This is a genomic window from Novosphingobium capsulatum NBRC 12533 (assembly GCF_001598375.1).
Classification (GTDB): domain Bacteria; phylum Pseudomonadota; class Alphaproteobacteria; order Sphingomonadales; family Sphingomonadaceae; genus Novosphingobium; species Novosphingobium capsulatum.
In genome coordinates this window covers 92,255-111,323 of sequence record NZ_BCYV01000011.1, presented here as the reverse complement: position 1 = coordinate 111,323, position 19,069 = coordinate 92,255, and the positions used below count along the sequence as shown (strand labels likewise).

20 protein-coding genes are annotated in these 19,069 nt (G+C 65.9%); 7 read left to right on the top strand and 13 right to left on the bottom strand.

The annotated features are described in order from the left end of the window. Positions 1 to 50: 50 nt before the first annotated feature. Both SCA01S_RS10745 and SCA01S_RS10740 read right to left on the bottom strand, forming a co-directional pair. A complete protein-coding gene (locus tag SCA01S_RS10745) occupies positions 51 to 1,250 on the bottom strand; it encodes an efflux RND transporter periplasmic adaptor subunit (RefSeq protein WP_062785411.1) in 1,200 nt (399 codons plus the stop codon). Beyond that, positions 1,232 to 2,356 (bottom strand): hypothetical protein, encoded by a 1,125-nt coding sequence (locus tag SCA01S_RS10740; protein ID WP_157088944.1) that lies wholly within the window; start codon positions 2,354 to 2,356, stop codon positions 1,232 to 1,234. The genes SCA01S_RS10745 and SCA01S_RS10740 overlap by 19 nt, the downstream gene beginning before the upstream one ends. Positions 2,357 to 2,547: 191 nt before the next feature. Here SCA01S_RS10740 and SCA01S_RS10735 point away from each other — a divergent pair, with 191 nt between their 5' ends. Continuing rightward, complete coding sequence (locus tag SCA01S_RS10735) at positions 2,548 to 3,363, top strand: SDR family oxidoreductase (RefSeq protein ID WP_022674727.1); 816 nt, start codon at positions 2,548 to 2,550, stop codon at positions 3,361 to 3,363. Between the two features lie 27 nt (positions 3,364 to 3,390). After that, on the top strand, positions 3,391 to 5,265 hold the full coding sequence (locus tag SCA01S_RS10730; RefSeq protein ID WP_022674728.1) for an ABC-F family ATP-binding cassette domain-containing protein: 1,875 nt from the start codon (positions 3,391 to 3,393) through the stop codon (positions 5,263 to 5,265). Between the two features lie 51 nt (positions 5,266 to 5,316). Here SCA01S_RS10730 and SCA01S_RS10725 read toward each other — a convergent pair whose 3' ends face one another. Then, on the bottom strand, positions 5,317 to 6,096 hold the full coding sequence (locus tag SCA01S_RS10725; RefSeq protein ID WP_062785407.1) for an SDR family oxidoreductase: 780 nt from the start codon (positions 6,094 to 6,096) through the stop codon (positions 5,317 to 5,319). Positions 6,097 to 6,397: 301 nt separating this feature from the next. On the opposite strand from SCA01S_RS10725, the gene SCA01S_RS10720 reads away from it, so the two are divergent. The 4 genes from SCA01S_RS10720 to SCA01S_RS10705 all read left to right on the top strand — a co-directional run bounded on the left by SCA01S_RS10720 (position 6,398) and on the right by SCA01S_RS10705 (position 10,386). Then, entirely contained in the window at positions 6,398 to 7,387 is a 990-nt protein-coding gene (locus SCA01S_RS10720) for a sterol desaturase family protein (RefSeq protein ID WP_062785405.1), read from the top strand. A gap of 69 nt (positions 7,388 to 7,456) precedes the next feature. Continuing rightward, complete coding sequence (locus tag SCA01S_RS10715) at positions 7,457 to 8,071, top strand: hypothetical protein (RefSeq protein WP_062785403.1); 615 nt, start codon at positions 7,457 to 7,459, stop codon at positions 8,069 to 8,071. A 62-nt stretch (positions 8,072 to 8,133) separates the two neighbouring features. Next, positions 8,134 to 8,805: a hypothetical protein gene (locus tag SCA01S_RS10710; protein WP_062785401.1), complete on the top strand. Its 672-nt coding sequence runs from the start codon at positions 8,134 to 8,136 to the stop codon at positions 8,803 to 8,805. A gap of 432 nt (positions 8,806 to 9,237) precedes the next feature. Next, positions 9,238 to 10,386: a S41 family peptidase gene (locus SCA01S_RS10705; protein ID WP_062785398.1), complete on the top strand. Its 1,149-nt coding sequence runs from the start codon at positions 9,238 to 9,240 to the stop codon at positions 10,384 to 10,386. Positions 10,387 to 10,478: 92 nt separating this feature from the next. Here SCA01S_RS10705 and SCA01S_RS22240 read toward each other — a convergent pair whose 3' ends face one another. The 4 genes from SCA01S_RS22240 to SCA01S_RS10685 form a co-directional block, all read right to left on the bottom strand. Continuing rightward, positions 10,479 to 11,018: a hypothetical protein gene (locus tag SCA01S_RS22240; protein ID WP_157088942.1), complete on the bottom strand. Its 540-nt coding sequence runs from the start codon at positions 11,016 to 11,018 to the stop codon at positions 10,479 to 10,481. Between the two features lie 104 nt (positions 11,019 to 11,122). Continuing rightward, positions 11,123 to 12,577, bottom strand: coding sequence for an oligosaccharide flippase family protein (locus SCA01S_RS10695; protein WP_062785394.1), 1,455 nt, complete (start codon positions 12,575 to 12,577; stop codon positions 11,123 to 11,125). Between the two features lie 50 nt (positions 12,578 to 12,627). Continuing rightward, positions 12,628 to 13,731: a glycosyltransferase family 4 protein gene (locus SCA01S_RS10690; RefSeq protein ID WP_062785392.1), complete on the bottom strand. Its 1,104-nt coding sequence runs from the start codon at positions 13,729 to 13,731 to the stop codon at positions 12,628 to 12,630. Between the two features lie 4 nt (positions 13,732 to 13,735). Beyond that, the gene (locus tag SCA01S_RS10685; protein WP_062785390.1) at positions 13,736 to 14,605 is read right to left on the bottom strand and encodes a glycosyltransferase family 2 protein; all 870 of its coding nucleotides are present in this window, start codon (positions 14,603 to 14,605) and stop codon (positions 13,736 to 13,738) included. 762 nt (positions 14,606 to 15,367) lie between these two features. Between SCA01S_RS10685 and SCA01S_RS22235 the strand changes: the two genes are divergently transcribed. Then, positions 15,368 to 15,514, top strand: a complete 147-nt coding sequence (locus SCA01S_RS22235; protein ID WP_157088941.1) for a hypothetical protein — start codon at positions 15,368 to 15,370, stop codon at positions 15,512 to 15,514. A gap of 121 nt (positions 15,515 to 15,635) precedes the next feature. Here the strand turns inward: SCA01S_RS22235 and SCA01S_RS10680 are convergent, their stop codons facing one another. From SCA01S_RS10680 to SCA01S_RS10660, 6 genes are all read right to left on the bottom strand, one after another. Next, positions 15,636 to 16,406, bottom strand: a complete 771-nt coding sequence (locus tag SCA01S_RS10680) for a sugar transferase (RefSeq protein WP_245652516.1) — start codon at positions 16,404 to 16,406, stop codon at positions 15,636 to 15,638. A gap of 135 nt (positions 16,407 to 16,541) precedes the next feature. Continuing rightward, positions 16,542 to 16,805 (bottom strand): hypothetical protein, encoded by a 264-nt coding sequence (locus tag SCA01S_RS22230; RefSeq protein ID WP_157088940.1) that lies wholly within the window; start codon positions 16,803 to 16,805, stop codon positions 16,542 to 16,544. A gap of 162 nt (positions 16,806 to 16,967) precedes the next feature. Then, complete coding sequence (locus tag SCA01S_RS10675) at positions 16,968 to 17,789, bottom strand: NUDIX domain-containing protein (RefSeq protein WP_174544794.1); 822 nt, start codon at positions 17,787 to 17,789, stop codon at positions 16,968 to 16,970. Between the two features lie 333 nt (positions 17,790 to 18,122). Beyond that, entirely contained in the window at positions 18,123 to 18,446 is a 324-nt protein-coding gene (gene grxD / locus SCA01S_RS10670) for a Grx4 family monothiol glutaredoxin (protein ID WP_022675083.1), read from the bottom strand. 25 nt (positions 18,447 to 18,471) lie between these two features. After that, the gene (locus SCA01S_RS10665) at positions 18,472 to 18,705 is read right to left on the bottom strand and encodes a BolA/IbaG family iron-sulfur metabolism protein (RefSeq protein ID WP_062785388.1); all 234 of its coding nucleotides are present in this window, start codon (positions 18,703 to 18,705) and stop codon (positions 18,472 to 18,474) included. Continuing rightward, on the bottom strand, positions 18,705 to 19,028 hold the full coding sequence (locus SCA01S_RS10660; protein WP_022675081.1) for a DUF1476 domain-containing protein: 324 nt from the start codon (positions 19,026 to 19,028) through the stop codon (positions 18,705 to 18,707). Before SCA01S_RS10660 ends, SCA01S_RS10665 begins: the two co-directional genes overlap by 1 nt. Positions 19,029 to 19,069: the final 41 nt, after the last annotated feature.

Below are 19,069 nucleotides of genomic sequence, written 5' to 3'. Positions count from 1 at the left end.
GGCGGAAAGCCGGTCTGTTCCACGGCCTGCCCCGCCTGGGTTTCGTCCTGTCACGGCTTGGGCGGGCCAGCGCGCCGCCCGATGATCACCTGAACGCCGGGCTCCAGCCCGCTCGCCAAGATCTCGGTGCGCTTGCCGTCACTGGCGCCCGTGGCCACCGCCACCTGGCGCGGTTCGTTGTCGTCTGACAGGATATAGATCGTGCTGCGGCGCGGCGGCACGCCATCGGGCGTAAAGCCCAGCGCGGCATTGGGCACGAGCAGCACCTTTTCGCGCGCAGGCAGGTCGATTTCCACGGTGGCGGCCATGCCGGGGCGCAACTGCACCATGGCACCATCGCCAGCGGCCGGCGGATCGAGCGCGAAGACCGCCAAGCGATCGAGACCGCGCGTATCGTCGGTGGGATCGATCCGCACCAGCCGCGCGGTGCGCACCTTGTCGGCCATGCCGGCCAACAGCACGTGGGCGCGGGCATTGGTGGCCAGCCGCTGGGCGTCTGCCATCGGCAGCGGCACCGTCACCACCAGGCGATCGAGCCCGGTGGCGAGCGACAGCAGCGGCGTGCCCGGCGCCACGAGTTGCCCCGGCGCCACCGCGCGCGAGACCACCACGCCATCGAACGGGGCGCGGATCGTGCCATCGGCCAGCTGCCGGCGCGCCAGCACTTCATCGTTGCGCGCCTTGGCCAGGGCCGCCGTGGCGCTGGCAAGGGCCGCTGCCGTGCGCGAAAGTTCGGCGCGCGCGCCGTCCATTTCGTTGACCGAAGGCACCCGGCCGCCAGACTTGCGCCACACGCCCTCATAACGATCAAGCCGGGCACGGGCCCCATCGAGATCGGACTGGGCCGCCAGCAGCGTGCCTTCGGCCGCCGCGCGGGTGGCCTCGGCACTGGCGAGCGCGGCCTGCAGCGGCGCGGTATCGAGCACGGCGATCGGCTGGCCGGTGCGGACCACGCCATCGCCCGGCCCGAGCAGGCTGTGCACCACGCCGCCTTCGGGGGCGCGCAGGATCACTTCGTCCTCCGCGTGCAGGGTTCCGCTCGCGCTCATCGCCGGAGTCAGGCTGCCGCGTTCCAGTGGCACACTGTAATAGGGCATGTCCGGCCCGTCGACAAAGCGCAGCAGCAGCCAGAACGCCGCCACGCCGGCCACCAGTAGCGCCAGGACCATGCCCCAGCGCGCCAGCCCGGCGCGCGGGCGGGCGCCGAGAAAGGCATCGAGATCACCATCGGTCATGGCGTTGCCGGGCATTGCGACGGCGCCTGGGCCGGAGCCGCCGGGGCAAGATCGACGGCGGTCCAGCCCAGGCCATGGGCTGTCCACAGCCGCACCTGCGCGCGCGCCAGCCCGGCCCGCGCCGTGGCATCGGCCTCACCAGCAGCCAGCGCAGAGGCTTCGGCCACATAGAGCGTGGCAAAGGGTTCAGCGCCGGCGCGATAGCCGGCGCGGGCATCGCGCACGGTGCGATCGGCCTGCGCCAGGGTGCGTGCGCTCGCCTGGGCAAGTTGGCGCGCCGCCTCCAACGCCTTGGCCGCGCTATCCATGTCTTCGGCATTGGCCGCCGTAGCGCTGGCCAAGGCCGCGCGCGCCTGATCGACCGAGGTCGTGCCGGCAACCACCGCCTGGCCCTGCTCCTGGCGCACCAGCATCACGCCAGCGCGGCGGGTATCGGGCGTAGCGATATCTGTCAGCGCGGGCACGGCGCCGCCCTGCCCCATCAGGGCAACCAGCGCATCGCCTGCAAGGCCGGTTTCCTCGGCCAGGTGCGTCATGGCCTGCGATACATCGGTTTCGGCCTGGGTCACGGCATCGGCGTCAAGATCGACCATCACGCCGCCCAGCGCGCCGTCGATCGCCGAAACCAGCCCGGCCTCGCGGCGGAAGCGGGCGATCTCGGTATTGTCCTGCCATGGCGCTGCAGCGCTGCGCCGCGCGGCGAGGCGCGCCTGGGCCAAGCGCACGGCAAGATAGGCCTCGGCCATGGCGGCTGCGCGGCGATTGACCAGCGCGGCGTGGGCATAGGCGCCGGGCGCCTTGCCATCGGCCACGCGCTCTCCCGCCATCAAGCCGGTAAGCCGTCCGCCAAGATGACGGCGCCGCGCCGCGAGGCGATCGGCCTGCGCCTGCAACTGCCAGGCATCGCAGGCGAGGCGCGCATCATGCGCCAGGCCCTGGGCAATGACCTGGGCCAGCACCGGGTCACCCGCCTGGGTCCACCATGGGGTGGCGTCGGCGCGCACGTCGTCTGCCGGGGCCAGGCCGGGATCGACCACGCGCGGCGCGGGCACGGCGCAGGCCGCACAGGCCAGCGCAAGGGCCAGGGCTGCTACCCCGCGGCCAGGATGGGATGGTTTCACGCAGAACACCGGCTGGCGATTAGCAAAATATCACCGTGTGGCAATCGAATGACGGGCGAAGGGCGGATCGCCGCAGCCGTATCCCGCATTTCGGCGCAAGGATGGGGCGGTTGGGCTGCTGTGCGAACGCATCATCGCCCCGGCTTGTTCCCCACGCTGTTTACGATAGAGCAAAGCGCCAATCGGCAGGCGTGGCCAAGCCCCCTGCCCGGCACAAGGAACTGGCGATGGATCTGGGCATCAACGGGCGCAAGGCAATGGTTTGCGCGTCATCCAAAGGGTTGGGCCTGGCCTGCGCCACGGCCCTGGCGCGCGAAGGGGCGCAAGTGTGGATCAACGGGCGTGACGCCGCCCGGCTTGAGGCGGCGCAAGCGCGGATCGCCCGCGAAACCGGCGCCAGCGTTATGGCGGTGGTGGGCGATCTCGACACGGCAGAAGGGCGCGCCGCGCTACTCGCGGCCTGCCCCGATCCCGATATCCTGGTCAACAACAACCACGGCCCGCGCCCCGGTAAACTCGACATGCTGGAAGAGGCCGACTTCCTGGCCGCGCTGCATGCCAACATGCTGAGCCCGCTGGCGCTGATCAAGGCGGTGGTGGGCGGCATGCGCGCGCGCAAGTTTGGCCGCATCGTCAACATCACCTCGGCCCAGGTGCTGATGCCGGCGCCGGAAATGGGCCTGTCGGTTTCGGCGCGCGCCGGGCTGATGGCCATGGCCAAGGTCTTGCAGTTCGATTGCGTGGCCGACAACGTGACGGTCAACAACCTGTTGCCCGGCCCGTTCGACACCGATCGCCTGGCCTCGCTGGCGCAGCAGCAGGTGGCGCAGGAGGGCATCACGCTGGAACAGGCCTATGCCCGCATCGGTGCGCGCGGCCCCTCGGGCCGGGTGGGCCAGCCGCACGAATTCGGCGATGCCTGCGCCTTTCTGTGCGCGGCGCAGGCCGGCTATATCTCGGGCCAGTGCCTGACGCTGGATGGCGGGGCCTATCGCGGCTTGTTCTGACGGGCGCAGCCGGCTAGGCGCACGGGCATGCTCACCATTTCCGGCATCACCGTGCGCCTGGGCGGCCGCACCATCATCGATCGCGCCTCGGCCACCGTTCCCACCGGCGCACGCGTCGGCCTGATCGGGCGCAACGGCGCGGGCAAATCCACGCTGATGAAAGTGCTGATCGGCGAGATCGAGCCCGACGAAGGCAGCGTGGACATGCCGCGCCGCGCCCGCCTGGGCTATATCGCGCAGGAAGCGCCCACCGGTACGGCCACACCGTTTGAATCCGTTCTGGCCGCCGATACCGAGCGCGCCGCGCTGCTGATCGAGGCAGACACCTGCACCGACCCCGACCGCCTGGCCGACGTGCACGAGCGGCTGATCGCGATCGACGCCTATACCGCCCCGGCGCGGGCGGCGCGCATCCTGATCGGCCTGGGTTTTGACGAAGCGATGCAGGCCAGCCCGCTCGACAGCTTTTCGGGTGGCTGGAAAATGCGCGTGGCGCTGGCCTCGTTGCTGTTTTCCCAGCCCGACGTGCTGCTGCTCGACGAACCGTCCAACCACCTCGACCTGGAAGCAACGCTGTGGCTGGAGAATTTCCTGCGCAGCTATCCCGGCACGCTGATCGTGATCAGCCACGAGCGCGACCTGCTCAACAACGTGGTGGACAATATCCTGCATCTGCAGGGCGGCAAGGTCACGCTCTATCCCGGCGGCTATGACAGTTTCGAGCGGCAGCGTGCCGAACGCGCGGCGCAGGCCGCCGCGGCCCAGGCCGCCCAGGCCAGCCAGCGCGCCAAGCTGGAAGACTATGTCCGCCGCAACAGCGCCCGCGCCTCTACCGCCAAGCAGGCACAATCGCGCGCCAAGATGCTGGCCAAGATGCAGCCGGTGGTGGCCATGCTGGAAGACCCCAGCCTGACGTTCGATTTCCCCAGCCCCGATGAACTGCGCCCGCCGCTCATCACGCTGGACATGGCGGCGGTGGGCTATGCCCCCGGCCAGCCGATCCTCAAGCGGCTGAACCTGCGCATCGATCCCGATGACCGCATTGCCCTGTTGGGCCGCAACGGCAACGGCAAGACCACGCTGGCGCGCCTGCTCGCCGGGCAACTGCCGGCGATGGAAGGCGGCATGACCACCTCGGGCAAGCTCGCCATCGGCTATTTCACGCAGTACCAGGTGGAAGAACTGGCCGGCAGCGATACCCCGCTGCTGCACATGACCCGCGCCATGGAGGGCAAGACCCAGGCCGCCGTGCGCGCCCAGCTGGGTCGGTTCGGCTTTTCCGGCAACAAGGCGACGACCGAAGTTTCGCGCCTTTCAGGCGGGGAACGCGCGCGGCTCGCCCTGGCGCTCGTCACCCGCGATGCGCCGCACCTGCTGATCCTCGACGAACCGACCAACCACCTTGATGTCGATGCGCGCGAGGCGCTGGTCCAGGCGCTCAACGCCTATCAGGGTGCGGTCATCCTGATCAGCCACGATCGCCACATGGTGGAATTGACCGCAGACCGCCTGGTGCTGGTCGATGACGGGGCAGCCGTGCCCTATGATGGCAGCATGGAGGATTACATCGACTTCGTGCTGGGCCGGAACCAGCCCAAGGCCGATGCCGCTGCCAAGCCGGCCGCGAGCCCCAAGACCGAGGCGGAGAAGGCTGCCACCCAGGCGGCATGGCAGGCGCGGCGCGAGCTGGGCAAGCAGATTGCCAAGGCCGAAAAGGACATGGCCAAGCTGCAGGCCCGCATCGCCGACATCGATGCCGCCCTCGCCGATCCGGCCAAGGCAACCGGGCAGCTCAAGGGCATGAACCTGGGCGCCATGGGCAAGCTGCGCGAAGACCTGGAAGCCGAACTCGCCCGCGTGGAAGCGCAGTGGCTGGCCTGGAGCGAACAGGTCGACGGGTGAGACACGGGGCCGTGATCGGGGTGGTATCCATCCCGATCGCCCATTGCCACCTCACCCCGGCGTCGCCGCCGATCCGGCGAGAAGGCCGCCATCGATGTTGAACTCCGCGCCGGTGACATAGGTCGCCTCGTCGCTGGCGAGCATCACGGCGAGCGCTGCCACTTCCTCGGGCGTGCCAAAACGCTTGAGCGGCGTATCGGCGACGAGCGCCCGCATGCGCGCGTCGCGATCGGGGCCGGTGCCCAGCATCGGCTCCCACAGCGGGGTCAGGATCGCGCCGGGGTGGATCGAATTGCAGCGGATCTGCCAGCCGGCCTGCGCGCAATAGAGCGCCACCGACTTGGTGTGATTGCGCACCGCCGCCTTTGAAGCGGCATAGGCGGCGGCAAAAGGGATGCCGACCAGGCCCGAGCGCGACGAGATATTGATGATCGAGCCCTTGCCCTGCCCCTTCATCGCGCCGATGGCATAGCGACAGCCCAGGAACGTGCCATCAAGGTTGACGGCATGGACCGCCCGCCAGTCGGCCAGGCTGGCGTGTTCGGGATCATGCGCCACGGCGCCATGCTCGAACCCGGTGACCCCGGCATTGTTGACCAACACATCGATCACTGGCGCCTGCATGGCGAGCGCGGCCCAGGCGGCCTCGTCCCGCACATCGAGCGCGACGAACCGGCAGCCGATCGCGGCGGCCGCAGCACTGCCGGCAGCGGTGTCGCAATCGGTCAGGATCACCTGTGCCCCCTCGGCGTGAAACTGCCTGGCGATGGCCAGGCCAATGCCGCTGGCAGCGCCGGTGACCACACATGTCTTGTCCTGCAACCTTGGCATGATCGCCTTGCCCTTTCTCTGCCCCTCGGGGGGCGTCGGTCTGAGCGGGAAACGCCGTGGAGGCAAGTTCATTTCCTGTCGCGAATCGGGCTGGCTTGTCGCCAGCGCTGCTGCGGCCACCCGCGCCTCGCGGTGCATCGCACCATGGCCTGGCCCGCAAATCGGCCGAAATGCCGGTTTTACCGGGCGATTTAGGCAATAAGCAGGTGCAATATGGTATAGACGAAGCATTCTATCCGTATTACCATGTCTTCAATTAGTATTACTAGACCGGGTACCCAAGTATTACGAGGTCAGGCTTATGGAAGGCGTTCTGGTCGGCAAGCGGCGGATAGGCACCCAGGCACCGGTGACGGTGGGCTGGGAAAACGTGCCGCGGGTGGAAGGTGGCCCGTTCAAGCGCCTGTTCTTCACCTGGTTTCAGCCTACCGTGCTCTTCGCGATGATCCTGTTCTGGTACTATGCGCCGAACTCGATCGCCAAGGCATCCACCGCGATTGGCATCGGCATCGGCTTCCGTGTCTTGCTGATGGCGATGGAGTTCTTCTTTCCCCGCCATGAAAGCTGGCAGCTTACGTGGAAGGAAGTCACCACCGACCTGTTCTATGTTGGTCTGGGTTACACTGTATTGCGCCTGGTCGATGGCTTCATCGGTTCAGACGTGATGGTCGGCGCGATCCAGGATGCCTTGCACTGGGACAAGTTCAACTGGTTCATCACGCTGCCGATATTGGTGCAGGCCTTCCTGATTTCGTTCATTTTCGATTTCGGGCAATACTGGATGCACCGTGGCATGCACAACTGGTATCCGCTGTGGCTGCCCCATTCGGTGCACCACTACATCACCCAGCTCAACATCAACAAGGGCGCGGTGGGCAATCCGGTCGAGCTGTTCCTGATCGGCTTGGGCGTGGGTGGCTTCTTCGATTTCGTGCCGCGCGCGTTCCTTTTGGCCGGGGCCATCGGCATGGCGGTGGGCAGCTATCAACACATCAACGTGCGGTTCAATTCGCCGCGCTGGTGGCGCTTCCTGTTCCACACTACCGAACATCACAGCCTGCACCATTCTCAGGACTTTGAGGCCAGCCGCAGCAACTTTACCAATACTTATATCTTCATCGATCGCATGTTCGGCACCTGCGTCGATGGTGAAGCCGAACTGCTGGGCATGGAAGGCGGCCGCCGCATGAGCATTCGCGAACAGATGACCTACCCGTTCACCGATGGCTGGCGCACGATCAAGGCGAAGTTCGCCCGCCCCGCCACCACCACCGCCGTTCCGGCCGAGTAACGTGGGGATGAGCAGCAGCACCGCCTCCCTCGCCGGCAGCGCCCCCACCACGCCCACCGGAAAACGCCCGTGAACCTGCGCTTCATCGATTGGATCTGGCATGTGCGCGGCAGCCTGGACCTGCCCGCCGGCCAGACCGGCGACGAAGCCTTTGCCAAGCTGCAACCGCTGTTGCGCCAACCCGGCACCAGCCAGCAGCGCGCCGCCGATGCCCTGCGCTTCAACAAGGTTGATCCCGCCGCGCAAGACAAACTGGCCGTGTTCGAAAACGGCGTGCTGCAGGTGGAACAAGGCAGCACGGGCCTGGTGCTGCGCTATCACCTGATCAGCCGCGCGCTCCTGCTGTGCTTCCTGGCACCGCTGCTGTTCCTGGCCTTTGCCCAACTGACCATCGCGGTTGGCCATTGGCAGAAACCGGCGGCCGAAGCGGCGGAAAAGGCCAAGGCCGAAAAGAAGAAAGACGCCAGCAAGGACCGCGTCCTGCCGATGAACCCCATCGACAAGGCGCTGGGCGCCCCCGCGCCTGACAAGGACGGCAAGAAGCCCGACCGCAAGGGCGATCGCTACTCCCCGACATCGGCCTATGTCTTTGCCAGCTTCTTCGCCGTGCTCTATGTGATCGGCCGCATCCTTGAGGCGAAACTGGTAAAGGCCCGCCTGCGCAAGCAATTGGTGGGCGAATAGGCGCAGTTGGCAAGGGCGCTGCAGCGGCATAACACTGGGCTTGGTTCCAGTGGAGAGCGTGGATGCCCGTTTTGCTTGCTACACTTGCGCTTGGCCTTGCCGCGCCAGATCTGATCCACGGCGAAAGAGTTGTCACGGCCGACGATTATCCGAGCCGCATGACACAGGCCCTGCAAAGCGCGATGGTCAACATGGAGGTGGTGGTCAACCCCGCTGGGCTAACCGAATCCTGCCGCATGATCGGCTTTGTGCGTGGGCCTGGCTTTGCCGAGAAGACCCCCGCGGCCCTGACATGCGCGTTGATCAAACGGCGCGCGCGCTTTGAACCAGCGCGCGATGCCGAAGGTCAGCCAGTCTATGGGGTCTATCGCACCTGGATCAGCTATACGATCGACAACTTGACCAACGCCAAGAGCCCAGACCAGGTCGATCTGGACGTTTACGTCGCCGGCTTGCCAGCCGGAATAGCGGATCGCGCGCGTGTGGCGGTCGCCCAGTTCGTGGCGGCAGACGGCACGCCCGGCGCATGCGTGGCCGCCCCCAGGACACAGCCGCTGGCAACCGAAATCCTCTCTCCGCCGCTCGCCAGGGCCGCTTGCAAAACCCTGGCCGGAAGCGAGAAATTGGCGGTCGTTACCGATAAAGCAGGGGTTCCGGTCGCCACCACGCGCCGCCTTGTCGCACGCTTTATCGTGGGGCAGTCGCCTGCGCCCACAAAACCAGCGGCGCCCTGATCGCGCCTGCCCAAAGGGGCTGCCGCGTGCCTAGGCAGACACCGACACAGACAGCCCCGTAAAAATCCGATACACCCGACGCACGATCATGACTGGCTGAGGGGAAGCATATGATGGAGCGCCGCAGCGTGCTGGCGGGCTTGGCGGCACTGCCCTTGTGCCCCGCACCATCTGCACACGCGGCGCAGGCCCACGCGGCACAGGCCCCCCTGGAAGCCGATATGGCCGTGTTGCGCGCGGCATTGGCGATCCATCCCGGCCGCGACCGCTATCTTTCGCCCGCAGAACTCGCCCGGAACCTTGACCGGTTCGCGCTGGATTATGGCGCGGGCCTCAACGCGGGCAATCTTGATCGGTGCTATCTCGCTCTATCACGACTGCTGGCGACGCTGCGCTGCGGGCACAGCTATGCCAATTTCTTCAACCAGTCAGATGCCGTGGCCAAGGCCGCTGTTCGACCGACCGACGCGGCTGCCGTTTCACTTCGAATGGATCGGCGAGGCGATGGTCGTCACCGCCGATCACACCGGCACCGGGGCATTGCCGCGTGGCACGCAGATCACCGCGGTGAACGGGATGCCGAGCGGGCAGATCCTGGCCCGGCTCATGCCCTATGTCCGCGCCGATGGGCACAACGATGCCAAGCGCCGCTCTTTGCTCGGTGTTCGTGGCGACGCCACTATCGAGACCTTCGACGTGTTCCAGGGCCTGCTTCTGCCACCCCCGACCGGGCGCCACGCACTCGACGCCATCCTGCCCGATGGGCGCCGCACCCGGATCGAGGTGCCAGCGATCGGTCTCGCCGCCCGGCGCGCCAATATGCTCCGCTTGCCCGCAAATAGCGACGCACCGCGCTGGACCTACGAGGTGCGCAGCGATCGCATTGCCGTGCTGACCATGCCCGACTGGGGCATGTGGAACAGCAAATGGGATTGGCGGACGTGGCTGGCAGACCGGCTTGACGATGCCGCGCACGCCCGCGGCCTGATCATTGATATCCGGCGCAACGAAGGCGGGGATGATTGCGGCGATCAGATCCTGGCGCGGCTGGTCGATCGCGATGTCATGAACTGGCCATTCAGCAGCCGCGTGCGATTTCGCACCGTGCCCGCCAGCCTCGCCGATCATGTTTCGACGTGGGACGACAGCTATCGCCACATTGGCGAAGGCGGGGCCGACCTGGGCCACGGCTGGATCAGCTTGCCGCAAACCCATGCGCCGCAACCGGTCCGGCCCGATGCCAAGCGGTTGACCGTGCCGGTGGCCGCGCTGATCGGCCCGGCCAACAGTTCAGCCACGTTCGGATTTATCAGCGCGGCGCGCGCCAGCGGCAAGATCACCCTGTTTGGCGAGCCGACCGGCGGCAACCGCCGTGGCATCAATGGCGGAGGCTTCTTCTTCACGCGCCTGCCAGGCAGCGGCATCGAGTTCGACCTGCCGCTGATCGGCTATTTCCCGCCGACGCCGCAGCCCGACGCCGGCATCATGCCCGATCATCTGGTACCGCAAACCGCCGCCACGATCGCCGCCGGGACTGACCCAGTAATGCAGGCCGCCGCCGCGTGGATCGCCACGGCGTGAATGAGGGCGCGTGGGCAAAATCGGCGGTTTGGGAATGATCAAAACTGGTGGGAAGCTGCCGTTCCGCTTCATTCTACCGCTACGAACCAGGGTCAGTCTCCACTGCCGTTGCCGTTCGCGGAAAATATGAGGTTCGTAAATTTGAATTGGGCGGTCGAACAGAACGCCATTGCGCGACCGCCGGAAATCGCAGACGCATCAGATTGGAACTCACCACCATTCACGTTCAGAACGGCTTTCCCGGTAGCGGAAAGAAAAATGTTAAATGCTACGGCAGACGATGCATCAACCTCCCCGACTTTCTCTCTTTTTGCATCACCATCATGGTTCACGCTGAATATGATGTCGAAGCTTTGGGCATGAGTATCGGAGGCGACAAGCTGAAATTCCGCAATGGCTCGCTTTTCTGGACTGAAGATTCCCGCGCCGACAACTGGCAAATTATTGCCGTTACGCATCTCATACATTCTGATCGTGCCGCTTACGCTGCCGCCGTTGGCCACGTCTTGAGATACGGAAGAGAAATGATCAGCAGGCACGTCGCAGTCGAATTCCAATTGGGCTGCATAAGCTGGAACTGCTGCTACGGCGGATAGTGTCATCACCAGCGCTATGATGGCTTTGCTGTTCATCCTAACTCCCCCGCAGATTGCGCCTCGCTGGGGCCTACCATGGACATCGCTTCAAATGTCAGCAAGTGGGAGCTTCCGGGCATTCGAATTTTGCCCACGTCGCCTTAGGCCTGGCGGGCAGAAAGCGCGGCGAGGCCAGCGCGGAAGGGCCGCCGCACCGCATGGAGCGAGAGCGCCCAGCCAGCAAGGCCAACGGGAATGACCACGGCCAGGGTCTGCCCGGGGTTGAGGTGCCAGTGCAGCGCCACCAGGCGCGCGCCCCAGGCCAGGCCGAGCGTGGCGAGCGTGGGCCACAGCACCAGCCGCGCCAGATCGCCCAGTGCCGCGCCAGCCACGGCACCCGCCTGCCGCGCGGCCACGCCCAGGGCGAGCGCCCAGCCCAGCGCGACCAGCGTGGTGGCCAGGGCCGCTGCGATCGGACCATGGCTGGCCAGCGCCAGCGTGAGCGCGGCCGTAGCCACCGCCGCCACGGACTGCACCCACAGCACCCGATGCTGCCGATCCTCGATCACCAGCACGGCCGAGGCCACCGCAATCGGCAAGGCAGCCATGCGTGCCACGCAGAACACGGCGATGATGGGCCCCGCACCGGCCCAGGCCGGCCCAAGCATGACCGGGGCAATCTCGTCAGCCACCACGGCAAGGCCGGCCAGCGCCGGCCAGCACAGCGCGCCGAATAGCCCAGACAGCCGCAACCAGCTGCCATCGCCTGCCCTGCCCCGCGCCCGCTCTGCCGCGAGGCCGGTGGTGACCAGCAGCCCGGCTGGCTGCACGAACATATCGGCGAGCGCGGAAACCACGCGATTTCCGGCGCGATAAAGGCCCGAGGCCGCCGGCGAAAACACTGCGCCCAGCAGCAGGTCTCCGCTGTAGTTGGCCAGGAAACCGACCATGACAGAACCATACCGGCTCCACGACCACGCCAGCACACGCCAGGTTTCCTGCGCGGAAGGCCTGGCCAGGCGGGGAAGCACCAGAACGGCACGATAGGCCACGATGAAGATCGCCAGCCGGGCATAGACCTGCGCCACCAGCGCCCACAGGCCCCAACCCATCAGCAGCAAGACGGCAGCGCCCAGGCCAGCAGCAATTTCCGTGATCACGGTAATCGCGTAATAGCGGCGCACCTGCTGGCCGCGCAGCAGCATGGCCTCTTCCCAGCCGGCCAGAGCCGCCAGCAGGTTGGACGGGGCAAGGCAGAACAGCAGCAGGGCCACGCCCGAACCGCGAAACACGAACGGCGCGGCCAGGCCACAGCCGCACAGCAGGAGTACCCAGCCCAGCGCGACGATGACGTTGGCGACAAGGCCCGCGCTGGCGACAGTGGCGCTGTCTGCCTCGGGCGCCTTGAGCACGTATTCGAACGGCCCGGTGTAGAGCATGGTACGCGAGAGCGTGAGGAACGCGGCAGCAATCGCGAATACGCCGAAATCGGCCGGTGCCAGGGTGCGCGTGGCCACCAGCGTTACGCCGAGCAGCGCCAGTTGGCTGCTCGCCCGCGCCGACATGGCAATCACTGCCGTAAAGCTGCCCCCGCGCCACCATGCCGCGATCCGCACAGCCAAGCTGCGGTGGATGGGCGGTGGCAAAGCCTCGTGCATCGCCGGCCTCATACCGCGCAGGCGATCAACAGATCGAGCAGCGTGCGCCCTGCGCCTGCCCAGGTGTAGCGGCCAGCGCGGGCCAGCCCGGCCGCCACCATCGTGGCGCGCGTGTCGGCCTGTTCCAGCGCGGCCATCTGATCCAGCCAGGCCGTGGGATCATCGGGATCGGCCATCAAGGCCGCCGCGCCGCATACTTCGGGCACGGCGCCACAGGGCGCGGCAATGACCGGGCAGCGGCACAACATGGCCTCAACCGGCGGCAGGCCGAACCCCTCTGTCCGCGAGGGAAAAAGCAGCGCCTGGGCACCTTCATACAGCGCGCGCAGCGCCGCATCGTCGCAGCCCCCGGCGAATACAGCATCAGCAGGGGGGCGCAGGCCCGCCGCCAGCAAGACATCGTGGCTAGGCCCAACAATGACCAGCCGGCGCGGTGGCCAACCCTGCCCAGCACGGTGCGCGGCATTGGCCAGTTCGAGGGCTTCGAATACCACGGCATTGTTCTTGTAGGCCTTTACGCTGCCAAACATCAGCAGGTATTCGCCCGGCGCCAGGCCCAGGCGCGGCAGGGCGGCAGGATCGGGCGCGACCTCAAGGATATGATCAGCGCCGTTATGGACGATTTCCACGCGCCCAGCGCCGATCACGCCATATCCGGCCAGATCGCGGCGCGAATAGTCAGACACGGTGAGCACCAGGTTGCTGGACCGGGCCATGAGCGGCGCCAGAAGGCGATAGCCCATGCGCTGGCGCCAGGGATAGGAACAGTCTGGCCGGCAGAACTGCGCATCGTGCAGCATGGTAATTTTGGGTCGATGCAGCACCGGCGCCAGGTTGGCGAGGTTGACCAGCAGGCTGCCCCGCGCCAGCGCGGGCAGGCGGCGCTGCTCCCAGCTTTGGCTGGGGCCATGCACGTCTTCCTCCACCCGGATGGCCTCATAGGGATCGGCCGCCGGGCACCCGGCGGGCACGATCAGCCGCACATCAGGGCGAGCAGCGGAGGACATGGCGGCCAGCAGGCTGTCCACCTCGCGGATCAGGCGATCCGAAACGCGCCACACCCCATTGTGCTTGCCGGCGCGAAACTTGCCATTGAATGCGATCGTTCGCACCGGATCACATGCTTTCGATCTTGCGCGGATCGATCCGCCCGCGCCACAGGTCCGCCAGCGCCAGGGCATTGCCGCGCAGGCGCCCCCAGCGATCGACATGGGGCTCGGGAAACGGCGCACGCAGCAGGTTGGCCAGGACATTGCGCCACAGCAACTTGCGCCCGAGCGGGCCGGGCATGGTGCCCTTGCGGCGCAGGTAGACGATGTTGGCCACCTGCGAATAGCCCAGGCGCCGACCCGAGGTGCGCCCACCCTTCACCCCCAGGTGCACGCCCGAAACCAGCCCGGTGGATACCAGCCGCCCGTGCCGGGACAGGCGCATGGTGAAATCGATGTCCTCCTGCCAGCCATACAGCGGCAGCGCCTCGTCAAAGCGCAGATTGCCGACATGGGCCATGCGCAGCGCCATGTTGCAGCCATAGAGCGCCTCACGCGGGATGATCGCAGGATCGAGCAGCAGGGTCTGCGCGGCGATCATCGCCTGGGCCTGGGCAATGCCATAGCCGCCATGGCGCACGCCATCGCCCACCAGATTGCCAGTGATCCCGGCGACATCGGGATGGGCGAGAAACAGGCGTTCTACCGCCGCCAGGTAATCGGGCGCGGGCACGAAATCATCATCGAAGAAGATCACCACATCGGCCCGGCCCGCGAGCAAATCCAGCGCGCGGTTGCGCTGGCGGCACAGGCCACGTTCGGCCACGGCCAGTTCGGGCGTCAGCGGGCTATCCGCGATACCGGCAAGATCGGCTTGCGCCGCGCCGACGACGATTACGCCATCAGGCTGCCGCGATTGCCCGGCAAGAAGATCGATCGTCTGGCGCGCCAGGCTGGCGCGACCAACGGTGGCGATGGCAACATGGATTCGCAGCATGCTCTGACGCGGTCCCCCTGGTGGATTTCCCCTACGTCGTAAGACCGCGATGCAGCCGGTCCACGCGCGTTGGCTCCGTTACCGAGAGACTGAGCCGCGTGGATTGTAGGGCGGGAGCCGGGCAAAATCGCCACGTCGGCGCAATTCATCGAAAAAATTGCATTTTTGCAGTGCAAGAAATCGGCCTGCCGCCTGCTACGGGTTTGCCACGCCATGGTGCCATTTCGGCATCTTCGCACCGGCAAAATCGACACCACCGGCGTTACGGCGCGGAGTTTTGCAGCCGGTCGCACCTGTGCCTCGGCCCAGCGCAACTGATGCGATCTCAACAACCCTCCAAGCCCCCCGTCAGACCGCTGTTTTTGTTTCAGTTTAACGACAGCAAAGCCGACATGTCGGCACGCGCGCGCGCAATTCGCCTTGGCTGCGCTGTCAAACCATCATCAACGTTGCAGTGCAACGCAGACCGGGTGCAGCGCAGCAAGAACCAAAGTCATCATACCCATGGCCGCCCCGTGCGACGCAACAGCGGACCTGTTGCGCTGCAATCGTGTGTAAAAACGGTGGTATTCACGGGTTTACAACCAATCGCTGCTATGAAAAGCCTATGCAGGACGGTCAGGCGGGACGGGAAAAACGCCCTTATCAACGGCCGTATCAACAGGAGCGAAGCGGGAACAAGCTGGCCCTGAAACGCGTTTGAATTTGGTAACGGCGGTTGCTGCCGCCAAGGCCAAGAACACTGGTTAAAAGGGTTGCAGGATGTCTACTCAGTCTTTCCGCGAAGATGGTTTCGTCTCGTTCCATGATGCCCCTGCTGGCGAAGGCACCGCCGCCGCCAAGGGATTGCTGATCGGCTTGGCGTTGAGCCAGGTTTTCTGGATCGGACTGGCGCTGCTCATCTTTTGATCAGAACATAATTCACCGAGCGTTCTTGGTTGCTGTCGTTTACTTACGCGTGACGGGAGAAGCACCAGCTGGCGCTTCTCCCGTTTGCGTTTTCCGTTAAACGATCGGCTTGCCCAATCCGTCAATACGCGCCGCGCGCCAGAATTACGCTCGGCACTGTCAGGATCAGGATGCGGAAATAGAGCCGCAACGAGCGGGCCCGGCGATAGAGCCGGTCACAGGCCACGCGGCGGCGATACGTGGTATCGTGGCGGCGCGCCACCTGCCACAGGCCGGTCACCCCAGGCCGCACCGCGCAATAGGCGGCAAAATGGCGCCCATAGCGCACGACTTCGGCATCAACGATCGGCCGCGGCCCCACCAAGCTCATATCGCCACGCAGAACGTTGATGAGCTGGGGCAGTTCATCCAGGCTGCTCTTGCGCAGAAGCCGCCCAACCGCCGTGATCCGGGGATCGTTTTGCAGTTTTTGCGTCGCTTCCCATTCGGCACGCGCGGCAGGATCGGTTTCCAGGACATGGCGCAGCCGCGCATCGGCATCCACGCACATCGAGCGAAACTTGAGGCAGGCGAAGTGACGCCCGCCCGCTCCCACCCGGCGATGGCGGAACAACACCGGGCCGCCATCTGAAAACCGCACAAGCGCGGCGATGGCGAGCATGAGCGGAAGAAACACGACAAGTGCGCCAAAGGCCATGATCACGTCGATCGCGCGCGTCCACGCCTCTGCCCGCGCGATACGCGGATCGGACGCAGGGTGGCGCCAGCGCGCCCGCGCTGCACGCGGCGCCGTGGAAAGATCGGGGGTGAAAGCAAGCGATGGCCCATGCCAAGTGCCGGCGGAATTGCGGACACCCTCGGGTCGCGCAGCGACGTTGTGTTGATGATTCACCTGAGCTGGTCCCCACACCGGGCGACGCCGCATATCCGGCGTCCATGGCAGGGATGATAGGAACAGCCCGCAGATGCCGTCAGCGAGCGATACAGCCGAGATGGTTCGTTAGCTGACGCAGCGACGGCGAATCACCTAGTGAAGGCGCAACACGCCCCAGATAATCAGTGCCCAGGCGAACGCCGAAGAGCCACCAATGATCGCCACCCGCAGCCATAGCGGATAAAGCGTGTCCGCTGCCTGAGCATTGCCCGGCGCCAGCGGCAACAGTTCTTGCTGCAACGCATGAACGGGTGAAAAAACAGGATCTTCCTCACCAGACACGAGCCGTGGCACCGGGGCATCATCGGCCGGTGACGGATCGGGCAGGATGCTGTGACGCGGCTGTAAAACGGGCATGGGGGATTACCTCCACCTGGGTTTTACGCCCGCCAGATTACTGCCGCCTGCGCCGGGGCATCGGGGGGTATACGTATTGCCCTCAGGAAATGCCCTTATCCGATTTGGCGATTTGACGCCGCCGGATATTCTCGAATGTGGATGCAAGTGCGCAGGCTTGGGTCAGGCGCGGTGCGCCTCGGCCAAGGGTTCCCCCAGCACGGGATAGCCATGGCCATCGGGAATGGCCAGCCACGGCTCCCCATCGCGCAGAATGGTTTGCGGCACGATCGGCACCACGGGATGGGCCGCGGCATGCTGGCTGGCCGTGGCGAAATCGTCGAACAGGGCCAGGCGTTCAAGATTGCGCCGCGTAGGAAAGATGACGCGAATATCCCCCCGCGCGGCGGCGGCCAGCGCCTCTGCCGCGCTGGCCCAGAACAGATGGCAGTTTTCGGTACGATCCACCGCAAGGTCGACCATGCCACTGCCAAGGTCAGCCAGATAGAACCGCGTGTCGAACACGCGCCCCGGCTTCCCCCGCGGCCACCAGCGCGCCCATGGCACCAGGGCGGCAGGATCCAGCTGCCAGCCAAAGTGCGCCAGCACCGGCGCCATGCTCCCAGCCTGCGCCAAGATCGCCCGGGCCTGCTGCGCGCCCGACGCATCGAGCGCGGCGGCATCCGGCCGGGCAGGCGCCAGGCCCACGAGCAATCCGGTTTCTTCCAGCGTTTCACGCACGGCGGCCACACGCGCGGCGGCATCATCTGCGTCCAGCCCGGATGCCCAGCCAGGCCCTTGCGCGACCAAGGCATGATCGGCCGCATCCACCTTGCCACCCGGAAACACCGTGGCGCCGCCGGCAAAACGCAACTGGGCCGAACGCTCCACCAGCAGGATCTGCGCTGGCGCGCCTGCCGCGCCCTTGCGAAACACGATCAGCGTGGCGGCTGGTTCTCCCAGGGCAGTGTCGTTCGGTTCACAGGCAAGGTGCGGATCGGGCATCGCGCCACCATGCGGTTGCGGGCGAGCCTTGCCAAGTGCCCGCAAGAACCGTCGGCATATTTTACAATTGGCCGACGCGGCGCCATGCAAGGGCTGTGGGCATCCCCCTGAAAGATGGCCCTTCCGGAAACTGGCACGGTCTGTGCTTTATTTTGCATACCCCGAAGACTTCTTTCTTCGAGAGGCGGAGCCGGACACCCCAAGTCTCCCCGGCTCCGCCTCCCCCGGGGTTACCAACACCGCATGATACAACGAAAAAACGCGGTCTCCCGACGGGAAACCGCGTTGTTCAGCAGGTTGCGCCCCGGCCATCGCATGCCGGGAGCGGCACCTTCAGGCCGGCTTTACCTCGGCCTCTTCCATCAGCTGGGCCAGTTCGCCCGCTTCGTACATTTCCATCATGATGTCCGAACCGCCAACGAACTCACCCTTCACATAGAGCTGGGGAATCGTGGGCCAATCGGAATAGGACTTGATGCCCTGGCGGATTTCCATGTCCTGCAAGACATCGACGCTGGCATATTCCACGCCGAGGTGTTCGAGGATCGCCACGGCGCGGCTGGAAAAGCCGCATTGCGGGAACAGCGGCGTACCCTTCATGAACAGGACAACGTCGTTGCCCTTGACGATTTCGTCGATGCGCTGCTCGGTAGACATGGTGGGATCAGTTCCTTTCGGCCCCTTATTTGGGGGCAGCGGTGGTCAGTTGCAAGGCATGAAGCACGCCGCCCATGCGGCCACCGAGCGCGGCATAGACCGCCTTGTGCTGGGCCACGCGGCTCATCCCGGCAAAGTCAGGCGAAACGACATGCGCGGCATAGTGATCGCCATCCCCAGCGAGATCAGTGATGGTCACGTCTGCATCGGGCAGAGCGGCGCGGATCATCGCTTCGATCTCGGCAGCGGCCATCGCCATCAGACTTCGCCCATCAGCTGGCGGCGCGCGTCAACCGCCTTGGCATCGAGCGCGGTGCGGATTTCTTCCTCGCTGACATCGACGCCAGCAGCGATCAGATCACCCAGCAGCTTGCGCACCACGTCTTCGTCCCCGGCTTCCTCGAAATCGGTATGCACCACCGACTTGGCATAGGCTTCCGCCTCAGCCTGGGTGAGCTTCATGCGCTCGGCCGCCCATTGTCCCAGCAAGCGATTGCGACGGGCATGCACGCGGAACAGCATTTCCTCGTCGTGGGCGAACTTGGCTTCAAACGCGCGCTCGCGATCATCGAACATGGTCATTGTGGTCGATCCCGTTGTGGTCCCACCTTTGCGGATAGTCA